The organism is Hymenobacter defluvii (assembly GCF_017589435.1).
GTDB lineage: Bacteria > Bacteroidota > Bacteroidia > Cytophagales > Hymenobacteraceae > Hymenobacter > Hymenobacter profundi.
The window spans coordinates 62,065-79,381 of the sequence record NZ_JAGETX010000014.1 but is presented as its reverse complement, the minus strand read 5'-3'; the positions used below and the strand labels follow the sequence as shown (position 1 = coordinate 79,381).

Sequence of the window (17,317 nt, the reverse complement as noted above, 5' to 3'; positions counted from 1 at the left end):
GAGTAGGGAAAATTATTCTACCGTCACAGATTTTGCCAGGTTGCGGGGCTGATCCACGTTGCAGCCACGCATAACGGCAATATGATACGAGAGTAATTGAAGCGGTACTACCGATACCAACGGCATCAACACATCGGACGTGGCGGGCACTTCAATCACGAACTCCGCCATCTGCGGAATCACCTCGTCGCCTTCGGTCACCACAGCAATGATGCGGCCTTTACGCGCCTTCACCTCCTGAATATTGGAAACTACCTTCTCATACGACTGGTCTTTGGTAGCAATAACTACCACCGGCATGTTCTCGTCGATCAGGGCGATAGGGCCGTGTTTCATCTCCGCTGCGGGGTAGCCCTCAGCATGAATGTAGCTGATCTCCTTTAGCTTAAGAGCACCTTCCAACGCTACCGGGAAGTTGTAGCCCCGGCCCAGATAAAGGAAATTGCTGGCATCTTTGAAGATTTCAGAAATCTGCTGGATTTCCGTATCCAACTGAAGCGCCTTCTCTACCTTCGCCGGAATGGTGTCCAGCTCCACCATCAACTCGCGCAGTTTGGTGTCGGTGAGGGTGCCGCGCTTGCTACCCACAATCATAGCTAGCAGCGTGAGTACTGTTACCTGGGCGGTGAAAGCCTTGGTGGAAGCTACGCCAATCTCAGGACCGGCGTGGGTGTAGGCGCCAGCATCTGTGGCGCGAGCAATGCTGCTGCCTACCACATTGCAAATACCGAAAATGGTAGCGCCCTTCGACTTGGCCAACTCAATAGCTGCCAGCGTGTCGGCCGTCTCGCCAGATTGTGAAATGGCAATTACAATATCGCGTTCCGTGAGTACCGGGTTACGGTAGCGGAACTCCGAGGCGTACTCAACCTCCACGGGGATGCGTGCCAAGTCTTCCAATAGATACTCAGCTACCAAGCCAGCGTGCCAAGAGGTACCGCAGGCTACGATAATGATACGCTGTGCGTGGATAAACTTCTGCTCGTACGCCCGTGCGCCCGCCATGTTCAGGTGGCCCGACTTCAACTCCAGGCGCCCGCGCATAGAATCCAGAATAGAGCGAGGCTGCTCGAAGATTTCCTTTAGCATGAAGTGCTCGTAGCCACCCTTTTCAATGCTATCCAGCGCCAGTTCCAGCTTCTGAATATAGGGCGTCTGCTGCACGGCTTCCTTGGATTGAATATCCATCTTGCCATCCCGAATAACTACGATTTCGTAGTCGTTCACATACACCACTTCGTTGGTGTACTCGATAATGGGGGTAGCATCCGACGCTAGGAAAAATTCGTTCTGGCCCACGCCGATAACCAAGGGCGAGCCTTTGCGAGCAGCAATCAGCTGGTTAGGAGCATCCTTGCTTAGCACTACAATGGCGTAGGCACCTACTACCTCGTGCAACGCCAGGCGCACCGCTTCTTCCAGTGAGCAATTATTTTTGCTCTGGATTTCTTCAATAAGGTTAACGAAAACTTCCGTGTCGGTATCGGAGTGAAATACGTGCCCTTGCTGCTGCAAGTGTGTTTTCAGCGATGCGTAGTTTTCAATAATGCCATTGTGAATGATGGCAATCCGCTCGGAAGTAGAGTAATGCGGGTGGGCATTTACGTCATTGGGCTCACCGTGGGTAGCCCAGCGGGTATGGCCCATACCTATCTGCGCATGCAAGTCTTTGCCGGCAATAAAGTTTTCTAGGTCGTTTACCTTACCCTTCTTTTTGTACACGCTCAGCGTGCCGTTGAGCAAGGCTACGCCTGCTGAATCATAGCCTCGATATTCGAGGCGGTGCAATCCTTTTAGAATAATGGGGCAAGCCTCACGGTGCCCGATATACGCAACGATTCCGCACATAGCGTTCAGGAAAAAGCCAATAAATGGAAAGGAGAGTCGGCTGGCAAAGCGCGTGCCGAAACCGATAGTGGGCGCGGAGCCCGCCTATTGCCGGTTGGAGAAGTAAACCCGGAGCTTTATATTATTAGCATTCAGCACTGCCCGGTTCAGCGATACGTTGACGGTGGGCTGATAGGCTTTCGGCAAGGCCAAGGTAGGTGAAAACAGGAAAGCGGAAGGTAACTCTCCACCCAACTGATTCAGGAGATAAGCTTGCGTGTAGCTGGTCATCAGGATGCTATAATACAGCGTAGAGGCATCTACACTGTATAGCGTACCTTCAGCCTGTGAGCCTGCTGCTGGAGAAGCATTGGAGGCTACCTGATACGATTGGCTCTGCTGATTGGCCTGATCTGCCTGCACCAAACGATTGATAGGATTCGACAAAATCGTGCGCTGGAGTATGCGGTTGTTTTCGCTATTAGCCTCGTAGAGGTACGTTTTAGTGACAGCCACATCCTTCGTTGGATTATTCAACGCCTGATAACCAGGATAAGGAAAAACACTGTTGCTAAACGGCTTAACAGGTACCAATAGCTCGGCGCGGTTGATTGCTATACCGGACTGCTTGCGCAGTTCCTCCAAACCAGGAATAACCAGCTTCGTAGCCAGTCCAACACCATCCTGAATATAGGTTACTTCATTGGTAACGGCAGCAGGTACCGATTGCTTCTTGTCTGCTACTGCTGCCAGGGGGCCAGCCGCACTGAAATCGGGGGTGATTTGGGTGAAGTAGCGGGCATCATTGTTTACGTTGCTGGCCATACGGTACACACGCCGGATAGAAGGACGAGCCGGGTCGTGGTAATAAACAGCCAGTATCGTATACGAAGGATTAATGCTGGCAACGGCACCTACATAGTCATCTGCTGGCGCCACGGCTAAGCCAGCTACGTGCGCATCGAGCTGAGCCTGCGTGAAATCCGTTTTTTGCAGCAGGGCAAACAAGCCCGTGCTGAAAGAAGCAGACTTAGCAATCCGGAAGTTCAGCGCCTGCGGAACGGTGGTCACCGTCGTAACGGTGTCGGTGGTGCTGGCTGGGGACGAGGGTTGACGCTCCCGCCGCTCCGGGCTATATGGAATAGTCACGTTGCTCAGTAACGGCGTGCTTACACTCGCGCTGGTGCTGGAGTTATAAGCCACTCGCTCGTCCAGCTTTTGTTGCAAGCCGAACACATTGAACCGGCCCGGCTGAGCAGTGGTGCCGTAGGCGCGGGTATACGCCATAATGAGCGTAACCGAGTCGAGTTGTGCCCCCGCAAACGTAGCAGGCAGCGGATCGGTAGTGACTTGCAGGTTGGTATACACCCGCGCCGCTGTCACGATGCCGGTATTATTGTCGCGCACCCTGCCCAACAGCATTTGGCTTGCGTTGAGGGTAGGCAGGGAATCCCGGCGTACGGTGTACGCCATCACGGGCAGGTCGCGGTACTCGGTCGTAGTGCTAGCGCTGCCGGGCAGCTCCACGCTGATGTTATTGGGATCTTCGCAGCCAGTTGCCATCAACAGAGCCGGTGCGGAAAGTAGGCACGCCGACCAGCGGCGCAGGGCCTTAGTTGGCCAGTTCATTATATAAATCGTAGTAAGAAGTCAGCAAATCCTGATCGGCACCCATTTGGCCAATACGGCATTTCTGCGAGTACTCGGTGAACAGCGCGTTTAGATTGTCGCTGAAATCCTCGTCCGACTTCACTACTGAATCGGCGTACTCCATGCCTACCTTAATAAAACCTCCGAAATCAGCCGACTTCAGCGCGGCCAGCATTTCGTCGTCGATGTCCAGCATCTTGGCTTTCTCAATGATGTCCTGCCCGAACTTGTGCTTGAACTCATTGTTATAGATGGTGAACACCGATTTGGCATCCTTGAAAATCGGGTCCTTCTTGTAGGTCGTTTTCAAGTACATTGGAATCAGGCCCGTCATCCAGTCGTTGCAGTGCACGATGTCTGGTGCCCAGCCTAATTTTTTCACCGTTTCCAGCACGCCTTTGCAGAAGAAGATAGCCCGCTCGTCATTGTCGGCGTGAAACTTATCGTTCTTATCGACCAGTACCGATTTGCGGTGAAAATAATCCTCGTTATCGATGAAATATACCTGCAACTTCGCGTTCGGAATCGACGCTACCTTAATTACCAGAGGCTTTTCCTCTTCTCCCACGGCGATGTTGATGCCGGACAACCGAACCACCTCATGCAAGCGGTTTTTACGCTCGTTAATAATACCAAATCGGGGTACGAAAATGCGGATTTCCATCCCCATCTCTTGCATTCCCTGCGGCAACATGCGCAGAAACTCCGCTACCTTGGTCGTTTGCAGAAACGGGTTGATTTCCGTGGCAGCATAGAGTATTCTCAACTTAGACATAGTGGTTATGTTGGTGATTGGGAAAGGGCAACACTTTGGGATGCACAAAATTAAACAATTTTAAGCAAAATTTCAACTAATCCGGCCTGGGCATCGTAAATAGCGGGCTTTTTGTTTCATGAACATACTTTACACGGCTGCCTCCCTACTCACCCAAGTGGAGCAGTGGCGGCAGGCGGGCAAGCGCATTGGGCTGGTGCCTACCATGGGTGCCCTGCACGAAGGTCACCTGCAACTGGTGCGCGCCGCGGCGGCGGCCAACGATGTGGTAGTGGTTAGCATCTTCGTCAACCCCACCCAGTTCAACAACCCCGACGACTTCCGGCTCTACCCCCGCCTGCCCGAGGCCGACGCCGCACTACTAGAACCGGCAGGCTGCACGGCACTGTTCCTGCCCTCCGTGAAGGAAATGTACCCAGCGCCCGCCGTGTTGCGGTTTGATTTTGGGTCGTTAGAGCGCGTGATGGAAGGCGCCCACCGGCCAGGCCACTTTAATGGGGTAGCCACGGTGGTAAGCAAGCTGTTTCACTTGTGCCAGCCGCATCGCGCCTACTTCGGGCAGAAGGACTTGCAGCAGGTAGCCATCATCCAACAGCTGGTGGCCGACTTGTCGTTTGCGTTGGAATTGGTGGTATTCCCTACCGTGCGAGAAGCGGATGGGCTAGCGATGTCATCGCGCAACCGGCGGCTCACGCCGGACGAGCGGGCCGTAGCGCCGCGCTTGTACGAAGCGTTGCGCCAAGCTGCCGATCTAGTGCAGGCCGGTGCCGAACCTACTGCCGTGCAAACCGCGGTAGCTGAGTATCTGGCGGCTACCCCTGCTATTACCTTAGAGTATATAGAGGTAGCAGACGCGCAAACCCTGCAACCCTTACCAAGGCCTTGGCAACAACAGGCCGCCGTGGCTCTGTGCCTAGCAGCGCACCTCGGTAGCGTGCGCCTGATTGATAATGTAATGGTGATGAGCTGATTGTTGATGTGATGATGGGTAGAAAGCGCCTGTCATCCTTTATCTGGCGTCCGCTTGCGAATGACCTTATACCAGTTGAACGATTGACGTAACAACGACTTGCTCACACGTGAGAAGATCCTTCGCTGCTCTCAGGATGACAGACGATTGCTATTCCCTATCTCATAACCTCTCACCGCTCCCTACCATTTTTCCCTTCTGTATCTTTGCAAGATATATTCCATCCGCTTTTTCACCCATGCATATCGAGGTTCTAAAGTCGAAAATTCACCGCGCCAAAGTCACGCAGGCGGAGCTACATTATGTAGGTAGCATCACTATTGACGAGGACCTGCTGGACGCGGCTAATATGGTAGAAAACGAGAAGGTGACTATCGTGAACGTGAACAACGGGGAGCGGTTTGAAACCTATACAATTCGTGGAGAGCGGGGCTCGGGCATGATATGCCTAAATGGTCCGGCCGCCCGCCGCGTAGCCGTGGGCGACATCGTGATTATCTTCTCTTATGCTCTCATCGATTTTGCAGAGGCACGCGCTCACAAGCCTACCCTCGTTTTTCCCGACCAGCACAACCGGTTGAGCTGAGTGGTTGCTAGCCGGGCCGCCGTGTCGATGCTATACGCTTGTCATCCTGAGCATGTGGTACATCAAGCCAGTTTCGAAGGACCTTTTCACGTGAGAACGAGGCATTACTATAGTATAGCAATCGTTCTGGTCTAGCAAGGTCCTTCGACACGAGCTTGATGCGCCACATGCTCAGGATGACATTCTTTTTCTGATAATTAGTAACTCGCAACTTCTAAAGGATCCGACTTGATGAAGAAACTACTCAATGTTCTGAAATACGCGCTGCTGCTGGCCTTTTCGGCGGCCATGATGTGGTACGCAGTGCGTGGGTTGAACTTGAGTAGGGTAGGCGAGTCTATTCTGCAAGCCAACTATTGGTGGCTGGGCCTGACGCTGGTGTTGTCGGCGCTGGGCTATTTCAGCCGGGCCTACCGCTGGAAAATGCAGATTGATGCCACCGGCTACCACCCATCTTATTGGGAGGTGTACCACGCCATGATGGTAGGCTACTTGGCCAATCTGGTGCTGCCTCGCCTGGGCGAAGTGCTACGCTGCTCGGTGCTGCGCCGTACCAGCGGGGTGCCGGTGCAGGTAGGGGTAGGCACCATGATTACGGAGCGCATCATCGATGTGGTAGTGCTGCTGACGCTGCTGGGCGCTACGCTGCTGCTGGCCTTTAATAAGTTCTGGAGCTTTGCCACCGGGCTAGTAACTGATAAATACGATACGCTGGGTCAAAGCAAGCAAACGCTTATTATGCTGGCTGCTATTGGCTTAGGATTGGGTCTTGTCTCAGTCTATTTGTTGTGGCGTAATTTGGAACGGCTGCGGCAGCATCGGGTATTTGGCAAAGTGCTCAGCTTTGTGAAGGGGATGCTGGCAGGTGTTTTCAGCATTCGCCGGATGCCACACAAGGGCATCTTTCTGCTGCACACCGTCTTCACGTGGGTAGTGTACTTCCTGATGGGCTACCTGGCATTTTTTGCCTTTCCGGCCACTCAGCACTTGGGGCTAGTAGCGGCGTTGGCGGTGCTCACCTTCGGCACGTTTGGAATGGCTGCCCCAGTACAGGGTGGCTTCGGCGTATACCATGTGCTAGTGCAGAGCACGTTGCTGGTTTATGGTATTTCAAAAGAAGATGGTATCGTGTATGCCTTGGTGGTGCACGGCTCGCAAACGCTTCTGGTAGTGTTGATGGGCGGCATCAGCTTCGCCCTGAGTATGGTACAATCGGGTCGGGCGGGCCGCCAGGTATCTGCGAAACCGCTGGTCGCAAGATCCCCCGCGCATGTTGTGGAGTAAAGACAAAATTCTGAGCCTGGAGGCAGCTATAGCCCAGCGCGCCGCGTGGCGCGCTGAGAACCGCCGGGTGGTATTCACCAACGGTTGCTTCGACCTGCTGCACCTAGGCCACGTCGACTACCTAGAAAAGGCTCGGCACCTGGGCGATGCGCTGATAATTGGCCTCAACACCGACCAATCGGTGGGCAATCTGAAACCTGGCCGGCCGCTGCAAGACGAAATGGCACGTGCCCGCATCTTGGCGTCGCTTTTGTTTGTGGATGCTGTGGTGCTCTTCGACGAGCCTACCCCGCTGACCCTGATTGAGCAGCTACAACCCAATATTTTGGTGAAAGGCGACGACTATACAATCAGTGGAATTGTGGGCCACGAAACGGTGTTACAAAACGGTGGCGAGGTACGTACCGTACCGTTGGTAGACGGGTACAGCACTACCCGTATCGTCGAACGTATCCGCCAACAGTTTCAACCCTAACGACTCTCCTGTACGATGTTCCACATAACGCCGATGTATTTCCTGATTATTCTGGCCATGGTTGTGAGTGGCCTGATTCAGTGGCGCTTGCGCAGTAAATTTGCCAAGTATGCCCAAGTAGGCCTGCAATCTAACTTGTCGGGCCGGCAGATTGCTGAGTTGATGCTGCAAGACCATGGCATCACCGACGTCCGCGTCATCTCTACCCCCGGCAAGCTCTCCGACCACTATAACCCCACCGACAAAACGGTGAACCTGAGCGAAGCCGTGTACGAGGAGCGTAGTGCCGCGGCGGCGGCCGTTGCGGCCCACGAGTGCGGCCACGCCGTGCAGCACGCCACGGCCTATGCCGCATTGCAGTTCCGGTCGGCTATGGTGCCGATGCTCAGCTCCGTCTCTAAGTACATGACCTGGATTCTGCTCGCGGGTATTTTTATGCTCCAAACCACGGCCATACCGCTCTGGATTGGTATTGCGCTGTTTTCGCTTACTACCCTGTTTAGCTTCGTGACCCTACCCGTAGAGTTCGACGCCTCGCGTCGGGCTTTGGCCTGGATTGACCGCCGGGGCATTGTAACGCAGCAGGAACACGCGATGGCAAAAGACGCCCTGTGGTGGGCAGCTATGACGTATGTAGTGGCTGCACTGGCCTCATTGGCTACGCTGCTCTATTATGTAAGTATTGCCATGGGTGGTCGTGACCGGCGTTAAGGTAGCACGTAACCTCGCATTATACTATTGTTTAAAGGAACCCTCTGCCTATGGTAGAGGGTTTTTTAGTGCCCATCTATTTTCTCTAAAGAAGCATAAATAGGAGAAAAATTAGGCCATTCGCCATGTCGCTAACGTTTGCGGAGTAAATTTGATGTCTGAATTCCACCCCACCCACATTACCAGAGTATGAATTTTCAACTGACCGAAGAACAATTAGCCGTACAAGCTGCTGCCCGCGATTTTGCTCAAAGCGAATTATGGTCGGGCGTAATTGAGCGCGACGAACACCAGAAGTTTCCTACAGAGCAGGTTCGCAAGATGGGCGAGTTGGGCTTTATGGGCATGATGGTCAGCCCCGAGTACGGCGGCAGCGGCCTCGATACCGTGTCCTATGTACTGGCTATGGAAGAAATATCGAAAGTAGATGCCTCCTGTTCCGTCATTATGTCAGTGAATAACTCGCTGGTGTGCTGGGGCTTGGAGAAATACGGCACCGAGGAGCAGAAGCAGAAATACCTCACCAAGCTAGCGTCCGGCGAGCAAATTGGCGCCTTTTGCCTTTCTGAGCCCGAAGCAGGTTCCGATGCGACCATGCAGCGCACCACGGCCGAAGACAAAGGCGACTACTACCTACTAAACGGCACCAAAAACTGGATTACCAACGGCTCGTCAGCTTCTGTGTATTTGGTTATCGCCCAAACCAATCCTGAACTGAAGCACCGTGGTATCAACGCCTTCATTGTAGAGAAAGACACACCCGGCTTTGTAATTGGTCTGAAGGAAAATAAGCTTGGCATCCGTGGCTCCGATACGCACTCCTTGATGTTTACTGACGTGCGCGTACCCAAGGAGAACCGAATTGGTGAAGATGGCTTCGGATTTAAGTTTGCCATGCAGGTATTGGCGGGCGGCCGCATTGGTATTGCCGCACAAGCACTGGGTATTGCATCCGGTGCGTTAGAGTTGTCGCTGAAATACGCGCAGGAGCGAAAGGCTTTCGGCGTTGAAATCTCTAAGCACCAAGCCATACAGTTCAAGCTAGCCGATATGGCTACCAATATCGACGCGGCCCGCCTGCTCTGCCTGCAAGCAGCCAACGACAAGGATAACGGACAAGACTACGCCAAATCAGGGGCTATGGCCAAGTTATTCGCATCCAAAACTGCTATGGATACGGCTGTGGAAGCAGTACAAATCCATGGAGGATATGGCTTTGTGAAGGAATATCACGTAGAACGCTTGATGCGCGACGCGAAAATCACGCAGATTTACGAGGGAACTTCCGAGATTCAGAAAATTGTAATCTCACGCGAACTATTAAAATAACCATATATGTTGTCTAATTTTGAGATTTATTGTACAAAACTTAGTGATGTTAAGTTTTTGTTTTCGTTTTTGTGAATTTTTATATGTTTATTTGCATTGTCTAGAAAAAGACCTACTTACGTCTGGTATTAACACAATATAGCACCTCCCCCTAAGAAATGGAAGATTACAATAAAGTGATTGAATCACTGGGAGTTCGTTACATCAAAGCGAAAAATCTGGTATTGCAGCAGCCCTTCACTGTTCGTAATTCCTATGATATGGGGAACAACCTTATTCTATTACATAAGGGCCGCATCGCTTTTGGTGATGAGGAACAAGTGATAGAAGAAGGCGAAATGTTGTTTATTCCAGGTGGTCGGGCTACACGGGTAAGTTATGGCCAGAGCGGCGGTAAGCTCATTAGCAACGACGACCTGATTACCAACAAAGACAAGTTCTTTCATTCCAACTCTGACCTCGACCTGATTGGTGACGCTGAGGAAAGCCACAGCTTTGTGAGCTTTGAAGCTAAGGTGTTTGACTCGGTTAACTTCTTCTCCTCGCTGGATGTACCGGCCTTCGTGATTTCCAACAACTCCAAGTTGGCCAATTTGGTCATCAAGGTAGTAGAGGAAAGCCTACAGGACCTCCCCGGCCGTGAGCGACTGATTACGATTTACACCGAGAATATTGTAGTGGAAATTGTACGTTACATCTTGAAAAACAAGATGTTCGTGGAGCAGCTCGCTACTAACAGTACCTACTTCAAGGATCCGCGCCTCATCGACCTGTTCAACTATATCAAGGAGAACATCGGCGGCGACTTGTCCAACAAGGTACTTTCGGGCGTGGCAAACGTGAGCGAAGATTACGTGGGCCAGTACTTCAAAATGCTGACCGGCATCAACCCGCAGGACTACATTGAGTACCAGCGCATGGAGCGCGCCGTGTTCCTGCTGCGTACCACGAAGAAGAGCATCCGCGACATCGGCAAAGAGGTAGGCTACAAGGATACCGCGTATTTCTGCCGTCGTTTCAAGATGATGTTTGGTATTCCAGCTGGTAAGATGCGCCGCCGCGAGTCGGCTATGAACATCTAATTACAGATTTTATCGGATTCCACGGATTTTGTGGACGCTTGATATGCAACGCAACAACGCCCGGCCTTAGGCCGGGCGTTGTTGCGTTATAGAGGTAGTGATTTAGGGAATTACTCCGCAAGCGAAGCGTTGAAACTGTGCACGAGTTGAGCCATTTCAACTAAGAATTCTGGGTCTTTTTCAATCTGATTGCCTACCACCAACACATCGGCGCCAGCAGTGAAAGCGGCGTGTGCTTTCTCGGTGGTATTGATGCCTCCGCCTACAATAAGCGGAACATCTACGGCTGTTCGCACGGCACTAATCATGGCTGGTGTGATGGGCTGGAGCGCGCCGCTGCCCCCATCCAGAAAGATCAGCCGAAGACCTAATTGTTCGCCTGCCATAGCGGTGCAGGCCGCAATGGCAGGCTTGTCGTAGGGTAGGGGAGTGGTACCACTCATGTAGCTAGCGGTGGTCTGCCGGCCAGTATCTACCAGCATATAGCCGGTAGGCAGGATTTGCAGGCCACTCTGCCGGAGCGCAGGCGCGGCAATAATGTGCTGCCCAATAAGAAACTCCGGATTGCGGCCCGAAATCAGCGACAACAGCAAAATTCCATCGGCTTGCGCATCTAGGTGCAGGCTATGGCTTGGAAACAGCACCACAGGCACCGGGCTACGGTGCTTTATAAAACGAATGAGGGTAGCCTGGTGCGTTGTCGTCACCAAGCTACCGCCCACAAAAAAGTAATCTATTGGATGTTGTTCACTTAGCGTTAGCAACCGCTCGCAACCTGCTTGGTCTAGCTGGTCGGGATCGAGAAGTACGGCCAGCGCCTTCTGACCGCGCAAGCGACGGGTTACAAACGTATCATATAGCGGGTCGAGGCGCATGCGCGTCGTCGTCGTGAAAGGTAAAGTCAATATCCCGGACTTCTGGCTCGGGAGAAGTGGCAAGGTCGGGATTTTTGACCATAGGCAAGTATTCTCCTACCTTTTTCGCAGCGTAGGCCATTACCACAGCCGTGGCTTGTGCCATCAGCATCTTGCCGGTATCTGATTTCAGAAAGGCTTGCACGCCATCGGCAACGATGGACGTGAAGCCTGAATCTTCCTCTTCAGGTTCTGGGGCGTGGTAGTTAGGCGCGGCGAATTGGGTGGGCCGTGGTGGAAGCGGGGGAAATGGATCGGCTTCGGGCGCGTCGGTGTGGTATACGTCGGGAGCCAGTTGGGCCGGACGACCGTGGCTATGCGAGGCCGTAAGCGGTGCGCTGCCAAAGCCCAGATCGTCGCTTACAGCGCCTACCCCCAGCGGAGCGCCAGACTTTAGGCGCTTCTTTTTCTTTCGGTTTTTGGAACCTGTGCCCAGCTTTTTGGCCGATGACTTGCTGCTACCAAATACCTTGCTCAGCAGCCATACTCCACTGGCTACCCCTGCCCCAATAAGCGCAATTTTGCCTACTTTCTGGGTTTTAGCTTTGATTTCCTCGACGTCGCCCATCAGGGCACGCTCGTATTCCAGTTTCTGCCGCTCCAGAAACTCTTTTTCGTTTTCGAATAACGGATTATGTAGCTCAGCCATGCGGATTATGCTTGACGCTTATCAGATTTGTAGATCGTGTTGTCCAGCAGCTTGTCGGCCACTCCTTGAAACACTTTTTTATCGACGCCGACCAAGAAGATGACGAGCAACAATAGATAGAAACCTGCCACAATGCCGAAGCCCCAGAACGGACTATCGAGCGCCGAGTTGAGCGCCAGGCCGGCAAAAACACTCACGAAAATGAGAAAAAACAGGCCAATTACGGCCAGCGTAATGCCATGAGCCGCGCCCACAAAGGCTGTTTTTGCTTTCTCCTGGGCTTCTAGCCGAAGAATATCGATACGCGTATCGAGGTAGCCTTTCAGATTGCCGAAAAGGCTATCGTTGTGGGGTGTTTTAGCGTCGTTGTTGAAGGCCATACGGCGGGGAGAAAAGATGGCAGATGGGTAAAGCTAGTAGCAAAACGCTGATTTAGCCGTTCGGAAAGCGGATCAGCCAAATGGTTTGTCATACGCAAAAGCAACTATCACGTCTGAGTTTTGCGTTATTTTTACTGATAACTCCCGCACTTTGAGTCAGAATCACTATCACGTACTGGGCGTGGCGGCCACTGCTACGCCCCAGGAAATAAAAGCAGCGTACAAACGCTTGGCAGTGCGATATCATCCGGATATGCACGGCGGGAGTGCACAGTTTGAGGAAGAGTTCAAAGCCGTGGCGGCCGCCTACCAAGTGTTATCGGACCCCGGCCGTCGTGCCACCTACGACCATCAACTGCGCATGGCCGTACGCCGGGCCGAGGAGCAGCGGCGTGCCCAGCACTACCGGGCGCACAGCCAGCACGTGTACGGCGTGCCCATGCCGCCGCCCGCCCCCCTGCGCACCCGCCCACCCGCCGGCTCCGCTGAGCGGTACTACCGTCCCATTCCCAAGCGCCGCCGTTTCACCCGCCGCGACTGGTGGCTCCTGACAGGTTTTATTGTGGGGCTGGTGCTGTTTTGCGTATCAGTGAAAGTGACGCTGGATTATGTGTCGGCTACCCGCAACTACCGCTATGGTCTGCGTGCCTATACCAACCGGCAATGGAAAATTGCGCGCAGCTATTTCACGAGTGCTATTGCTTTTCGTCCTACCTACGCCGCGGCACACCGGCGCCGGGGCGAGATTGAGCACTACATCAACCACAATTACGCCGCTGCCCGGGCCGACTACCAGGTAGCGCTGGCGGAAGAGCCAACAGGGAAAGGCGCAGCTGCTTTGTGGGCGCGGCTGGGGCAGTGTGAGGTGCAATTAGGGCTTTCGCAAGCCGCTGCTACTAGCCTTACCCAGGCGCTGCAACAAGATTCTTCGCTGAGCGATGCCTACCTGCTACGGGGCGAAATCCGGCTATTTGAGCAACGGCAGTTTGCAGGTGCCATCCAGGATTTCTCTACCGGCTTGCGACAACGAACCGCCGCGGGCTGGTCGGTAGATGTGAAGCCCCTAACCTATCGCGGGCTAGCTTACTACAAGCAAGGCAACTACGCCGCCGCCCGCACTGACTACCGGCAGGTGCTGCTTATCACTCCGCAGAATGGGCAGGTGCATTTCCTATTGGGGCGGTTGGCACAACAGGAAGGCAATACCGGGGCCGCCTGTGAGTTTTTTCGTCGCGCCGTGCGGTTGGGATATCTCTATGCTTCGGAGGCAGTGCAGGAGTGTCAGTAACAAACCCGTATTAACGAAAAAGGCCTTTCTGCTCAGCAGAAAGGCCTTTTTCGTTGTGGTAACAGTTGGAATCGAACCAACGACACCAGCATTTTCAGTGCTGTGCTCTACCAACTGAGCTATGTTACCAACTTCCCGGTAGCGCTGAGCGCCTTGGGAGGCACAAAAGTAGTAAAGAGATTGAGGAATACAAGCGCTGATAAAAAAAATATGATTGAGTGGTTTTCGTGGGCGAGTTTGCGTACTCTAGAACCACTGACATCGTGCAGCCGAAAAATCTTTCCAGCGAAAAGGGTGAATTTGTTAGGCATAACGAGTATTTTTCGGTCCCACCAATTCCACTCTATCCCGTGACCATCCAGAACATTATTTTTCTTCTCGTTGTCCTCGCCGGCTTTGGGCTGTTTGCGTGGCAGGTGCGAAAGATTCGCGCCAACATCTCTCACGGCCGCGACCGGGATATGTCTGGCGACGTAGGCGAGCGGCTTAAGAAAACATTGCTTGTGGCCTTCGGGCAACAGAAGATGTTTAAGCGCATCACGCCGGCGCTGCTACACCTCATCGTGTATGTTGGTTTTCTGGTCATCAATATCGAAGTCATTGAGATTGTTATTGATGGTTTATTCAACACACACCGGATTCTAGGTTTTACGGGTGGGTTCTACAACGCGCTGGTTGCTACCAACGAAGTGCTGAGTGCCCTGGTTATTGTTGCCGTGGTCGCGTTCTGGTGGCGGCGCAATCGGAGCGAGCCCGTACGGCGCTTCCGCGGTACCGAGATGCGCGCCTGGCCTAAACTCGATGCCAATCTTATTCTCTACATCGAGGCAGCGCTGATGCTGGCCTTGTTCCTAATGAACACCGCTGACCTGAAGCTTCATCAGGTGGAGAATGCCTATCTGCCGGGCGTCTACCCCATCAGCGGCTTTCTAACGGGTCTGCTACCGGATAACGCTGCTACACTACTCGTGCTGGAGCGCATAGGCTGGTGGGTGCACATTGTAGGCATCTTGTTGTTTCTAAACTACTTACCAAGTAGTAAGCATTTCCACATTATCATGGCTTTCCCGAACGTATACTTCTCGCGGCTGATGCCGCAGGGGCAGTTCTCGAACGTGGACAGCATCACGCATGAGGTGAAGGCCATGATGGACCCCACCTACCAAGTACCTACCCCCCCGGCCTCGGAAGGTGCCGAAGCAGCCCCTACTACCTTCGGGGCAAAGGATGTAAACGACCTGGCTTGGACCAACCTGTTGCACGCCTACTCCTGCACAGAGTGCGGCCGTTGCACCTCGGTGTGTCCGGCTAACCTGACGGGCAAGCTGCTTTCGCCGCGTAAAATCATCATGGACACGCGCGACCGGATGGAGGAGAAGTACAACTCGCCCCTCATTTTCGATCCGGCGCTCTACGGCCCTGCTGCCAAGCACGAGCCGCAGGAACAGCTCGACAAGGAAAACCACACGCTGTTGCGCGGCTACGTGACACCCGAGGAGCTGTGGGCCTGCACTACCTGCAATGCCTGCGTGGAGGCCTGCCCAGTGAATATTAACCCGCTAGAAAGCATCATTGAGATGCGCCGTTTCCTGGTACTGGAAGAGTCGGCGGCGCCCAACTCGTTGAACGTGATGTTCTCGAATATTGAAAATAATGGTGCGCCTTGGGCCTTCTCGCCCTCCGACCGCTTCAACTGGGCCGATGAGTTGTACGTGGCAAAAAAATAGCCGCTTGCTATTGTCTACCAACTGTTAGCGCCAGTAGCTAACAACGGACGAAATCAATCTTTCTCTAAAAAAAAGAATAGCTGACAGCCCTTAGCTAACAGCTTCCCAACCATATGGCTGAACAAACTGCCAAACGCCAGATAAACGTACCGTTAATGTCTGACTTCGCCGCCCGTGGCGAGGAACCCGAAGTGCTGTTCTGGGTAGGCTGCGCCGGTGCTTTCGACGACCGGTACAAGCGCGTAACCCGGGCCTTTGTACGCATTTTGGAGCACGTGGGCGTGAAATACGCCGTGCTGGGCATGGAAGAAACCTGCACCGGCGACCCCGCCAAGCGAGCCGGCAACGAGTTCCTGTTTCAAATGCAGGCCATGCAGAATATCACCACGTTCGAGGGCTACAACGTGAAGAAGATTGTGACGGCCTGCCCGCACTGCTTCAACACCATCAAAAACGAGTACCCGGCGCTGGGCGGCAACTACGAAGTGATTCACCACAGCACTTTCTTACAACAGCTCATTGATGAGGGTAGGGTGAAACTGGAAGGTGGCGAGGCGTACAAAGGTCGGCGCATCACCTTCCACGATTCCTGCTACCTGGGCCGCGCCAATAACATCTACGAAGCGCCGCGCGCCGTGCTCGAAGCCCTAGATGCCGACCTGGTAGAGATGAAGCGCAGCAAAGCCAACGGTCTATGCTGTGGTGCCGGCGGTGCCCAGATGTGGAAAGAACCTGAGCCCGGTAAGAAAGACGTCAACATTGAGCGCACCGAAGAGGCTCTGGCTACCCTCGACGGCAACGCCGAAGCGCTGGCCCGCATCCAGGGCAAGGAAAGCGGCAACGAAGGCGCTACCCCTACTCCCAAGCAAAACGACCAAGGTAGCATCATTGCTGTGGGCTGCCCATTTTGCATGACCATGATGGCCGATGGCGTGAAAAACAAAGAGCGCGAAAATAACGTGCAGGTGTTCGATCTGGCTGAGCTAGTAGCTTCAGCCGAAGGCCTAAACGCGTAGATTTTCATTCTGCGCAGCAAGCAGAATGATCAGAATGACACCCCTCTTTCACAGCCCCGACGGAACTTCCCGCCGGGGCTGTTACTTTGTCAATAAAAACAAGCGGTGTACGTTATAGAAATACCGTTTTTGCTACTTCGCTTATGTACGTTTCTTTCGACCAACTGCCGCCCGAGGCGCGCATCTGGATATACCAGGCCAACCGGCCTCTGACCGATACCGAGCTAGCGCGTGTGCAGCCCGCTCTGGCGCAGTTTGCTACCGCCTGGACCAGTCACGGCCGCACCTTGCACGCCTCGGCTGCTATTCTGCATCACCAGTTTTTGGTTATTGGCTTGGATGAGGCCGTAGCTGATGCCAGCGGTTGCTCCATTGATGCCTCCGTGCGGTTTGTGCGCGACCTGGAAGCCGCTTTGGGTGTGGAGCTACTGGAAAAATCAAGGCTGGCGTTTCTGGTCGATGGCGAGGTACGCTTGCTTGATCGACGGGAGCTGCGCACGGCCGTAGCCGAAGGCCAGCTCCGCCCCGATACGCTCTACTTCGACAATACCATTGCCCGGCACGCGCAACTGGCACAGGCGTGGCCCGCACCGGCCGCCGAAACGTGGCTGGCGCGGTATTTTGCGGGGAAATAATGCGAAAGTAAAGCAGTGA

The 17,317-nt window shown here is 53.7% G+C and carries 17 protein-coding genes and 1 tRNA gene; 11 read left to right on the top strand and 7 right to left on the bottom strand.

The annotated features are described in order from the left end of the window. Positions 1–12: 12 nt before the first annotated feature. The 3 genes from glmS to J4D97_RS18305 all read right to left on the bottom strand — a co-directional run bounded on the left by glmS (position 13) and on the right by J4D97_RS18305 (position 4,252). Positions 13–1,848 (bottom strand): glutamine--fructose-6-phosphate transaminase (isomerizing), encoded by a 1,836-nt coding sequence (gene glmS / locus J4D97_RS18315; RefSeq protein WP_208308833.1) that lies wholly within the window; start codon positions 1,846–1,848, stop codon positions 13–15. Between the two features lie 84 nt (positions 1,849–1,932). Continuing rightward, entirely contained in the window at positions 1,933–3,456 is a 1,524-nt protein-coding gene (locus J4D97_RS18310) for a DUF4270 family protein (protein ID WP_185281881.1), read from the bottom strand. Continuing rightward, a complete protein-coding gene (locus J4D97_RS18305; RefSeq protein WP_185281882.1) occupies positions 3,440–4,252 on the bottom strand; it encodes a glycogen/starch synthase in 813 nt (270 codons plus the stop codon). The genes J4D97_RS18310 and J4D97_RS18305 overlap by 17 nt, the downstream gene beginning before the upstream one ends. A gap of 118 nt (positions 4,253–4,370) precedes the next feature. On the opposite strand from J4D97_RS18305, the gene panC reads away from it, so the two are divergent. The 7 genes from panC (at position 4,371) to J4D97_RS18270 (ending at position 10,689) form a co-directional block, all read left to right on the top strand. Next, positions 4,371–5,222, top strand: a complete 852-nt coding sequence (gene panC / locus J4D97_RS18300; protein WP_208308832.1) for a pantoate--beta-alanine ligase — start codon at positions 4,371–4,373, stop codon at positions 5,220–5,222. Positions 5,223–5,460: 238 nt separating this feature from the next. Continuing rightward, positions 5,461–5,808, top strand: coding sequence for an aspartate 1-decarboxylase (gene panD / locus J4D97_RS18295; protein ID WP_185281884.1), 348 nt, complete (start codon positions 5,461–5,463; stop codon positions 5,806–5,808). Positions 5,809–6,039: 231 nt separating this feature from the next. Further along, complete coding sequence (locus J4D97_RS18290; RefSeq protein ID WP_208308831.1) at positions 6,040–7,092, top strand: lysylphosphatidylglycerol synthase transmembrane domain-containing protein; 1,053 nt, start codon at positions 6,040–6,042, stop codon at positions 7,090–7,092. Continuing rightward, on the top strand, positions 7,079–7,567 hold the full coding sequence (gene rfaE2 / locus J4D97_RS18285) for a D-glycero-beta-D-manno-heptose 1-phosphate adenylyltransferase (RefSeq protein ID WP_208308830.1): 489 nt from the start codon (positions 7,079–7,081) through the stop codon (positions 7,565–7,567). Before J4D97_RS18290 ends, rfaE2 begins: the two co-directional genes overlap by 14 nt. 15 nt (positions 7,568–7,582) lie before the next feature. Beyond that, the gene (locus tag J4D97_RS18280; RefSeq protein ID WP_243900393.1) at positions 7,583–8,278 is read left to right on the top strand and encodes a zinc metallopeptidase; all 696 of its coding nucleotides are present in this window, start codon (positions 7,583–7,585) and stop codon (positions 8,276–8,278) included. Positions 8,279–8,467: 189 nt separating this feature from the next. Next, positions 8,468–9,607 (top strand): acyl-CoA dehydrogenase, encoded by a 1,140-nt coding sequence (locus tag J4D97_RS18275; protein ID WP_185281888.1) that lies wholly within the window; start codon positions 8,468–8,470, stop codon positions 9,605–9,607. Between the two features lie 158 nt (positions 9,608–9,765). Then, entirely contained in the window at positions 9,766–10,689 is a 924-nt protein-coding gene (locus J4D97_RS18270) for a helix-turn-helix domain-containing protein (protein ID WP_185281889.1), read from the top strand. A gap of 110 nt (positions 10,690–10,799) precedes the next feature. On the opposite strand, the gene J4D97_RS18265 is transcribed toward J4D97_RS18270, so the two are convergent. Genes J4D97_RS18265 through J4D97_RS18255 form a run of 3 tightly spaced genes read right to left on the bottom strand, consistent with a single transcriptional unit; the run spans position 10,800 to position 12,632 of the window. Continuing rightward, the gene (locus J4D97_RS18265; protein WP_208308829.1) at positions 10,800–11,564 is read right to left on the bottom strand and encodes a geranylgeranylglyceryl/heptaprenylglyceryl phosphate synthase; all 765 of its coding nucleotides are present in this window, start codon (positions 11,562–11,564) and stop codon (positions 10,800–10,802) included. Then, complete coding sequence (locus tag J4D97_RS18260; RefSeq protein ID WP_208308828.1) at positions 11,542–12,252, bottom strand: hypothetical protein; 711 nt, start codon at positions 12,250–12,252, stop codon at positions 11,542–11,544. Before J4D97_RS18260 ends, J4D97_RS18265 begins: the two co-directional genes overlap by 23 nt. Positions 12,253–12,257: 5 nt before the next feature. Further along, positions 12,258–12,632, bottom strand: coding sequence for a phage holin family protein (locus tag J4D97_RS18255; protein WP_208308827.1), 375 nt, complete (start codon positions 12,630–12,632; stop codon positions 12,258–12,260). Positions 12,633–12,783: 151 nt separating this feature from the next. Here J4D97_RS18255 and J4D97_RS18250 point away from each other — a divergent pair, with 151 nt between their 5' ends. After that, entirely contained in the window at positions 12,784–13,920 is a 1,137-nt protein-coding gene (locus J4D97_RS18250) for a J domain-containing protein (RefSeq protein ID WP_208308826.1), read from the top strand. 56 nt (positions 13,921–13,976) lie between these two features. Here the strand turns inward: J4D97_RS18250 and J4D97_RS18245 are convergent. Then, positions 13,977–14,049, bottom strand: a tRNA-Phe gene (locus J4D97_RS18245). Positions 14,050–14,270: 221 nt separating this feature from the next. Here J4D97_RS18245 and J4D97_RS18240 point away from each other — a divergent pair. The 3 genes from J4D97_RS18240 (at position 14,271) to J4D97_RS18230 (ending at position 17,298) form a co-directional block, all read left to right on the top strand. Next, on the top strand, positions 14,271–15,647 hold the full coding sequence (locus tag J4D97_RS18240) for a 4Fe-4S dicluster domain-containing protein (protein ID WP_208308825.1): 1,377 nt from the start codon (positions 14,271–14,273) through the stop codon (positions 15,645–15,647). Between the two features lie 155 nt (positions 15,648–15,802). Beyond that, positions 15,803–16,663, top strand: coding sequence for a (Fe-S)-binding protein (locus J4D97_RS18235; protein WP_208308837.1), 861 nt, complete (start codon positions 15,803–15,805; stop codon positions 16,661–16,663). 143 nt (positions 16,664–16,806) lie between these two features. Beyond that, on the top strand, positions 16,807–17,298 hold the full coding sequence (locus tag J4D97_RS18230) for a hypothetical protein (RefSeq protein ID WP_208308824.1): 492 nt from the start codon (positions 16,807–16,809) through the stop codon (positions 17,296–17,298). The last annotated feature ends 19 nt before the right edge of the window (positions 17,299–17,317 follow it).

Bases quoted from the DNA above. Each gene is read 5' to 3' on its own strand.
- glmS (WP_208308833.1), bottom strand. From the start codon at position 1,848: ATGTGCGGAATCGTTGCGTATATCGGGCACCGTGAGGCTTGCCCCATT.
- J4D97_RS18310 (WP_185281881.1), bottom strand. From the start codon at position 3,456: ATGAACTGGCCAACTAAGGCCCTGCGCCGCTGGTCGGCGTGCCTACTT.
- J4D97_RS18305 (WP_185281882.1), bottom strand. From the start codon at position 4,252: ATGTCTAAGTTGAGAATACTCTATGCTGCCACGGAAATCAACCCGTTT.
- panC (WP_208308832.1), top strand. From the start codon at position 4,371: ATGAACATACTTTACACGGCTGCCTCCCTACTCACCCAAGTGGAGCAG.
- panD (WP_185281884.1), top strand. From the start codon at position 5,461: ATGCATATCGAGGTTCTAAAGTCGAAAATTCACCGCGCCAAAGTCACG.
- J4D97_RS18290 (WP_208308831.1), top strand. From the start codon at position 6,040: ATGAAGAAACTACTCAATGTTCTGAAATACGCGCTGCTGCTGGCCTTT.
- rfaE2 (WP_208308830.1), top strand. From the start codon at position 7,079: ATGTTGTGGAGTAAAGACAAAATTCTGAGCCTGGAGGCAGCTATAGCC.
- J4D97_RS18280 (WP_243900393.1), top strand. From the start codon at position 7,583: ATGTTCCACATAACGCCGATGTATTTCCTGATTATTCTGGCCATGGTT.
- J4D97_RS18275 (WP_185281888.1), top strand. From the start codon at position 8,468: ATGAATTTTCAACTGACCGAAGAACAATTAGCCGTACAAGCTGCTGCC.
- J4D97_RS18270 (WP_185281889.1), top strand. From the start codon at position 9,766: ATGGAAGATTACAATAAAGTGATTGAATCACTGGGAGTTCGTTACATC.
- J4D97_RS18265 (WP_208308829.1), bottom strand. From the start codon at position 11,564: ATGCGCCTCGACCCGCTATATGATACGTTTGTAACCCGTCGCTTGCGC.
- J4D97_RS18260 (WP_208308828.1), bottom strand. From the start codon at position 12,252: ATGGCTGAGCTACATAATCCGTTATTCGAAAACGAAAAAGAGTTTCTG.
- J4D97_RS18255 (WP_208308827.1), bottom strand. From the start codon at position 12,632: ATGGCCTTCAACAACGACGCTAAAACACCCCACAACGATAGCCTTTTC.
- J4D97_RS18235 (WP_208308837.1), top strand. From the start codon at position 15,803: ATGTCTGACTTCGCCGCCCGTGGCGAGGAACCCGAAGTGCTGTTCTGG.
- J4D97_RS18230 (WP_208308824.1), top strand. From the start codon at position 16,807: ATGTACGTTTCTTTCGACCAACTGCCGCCCGAGGCGCGCATCTGGATA.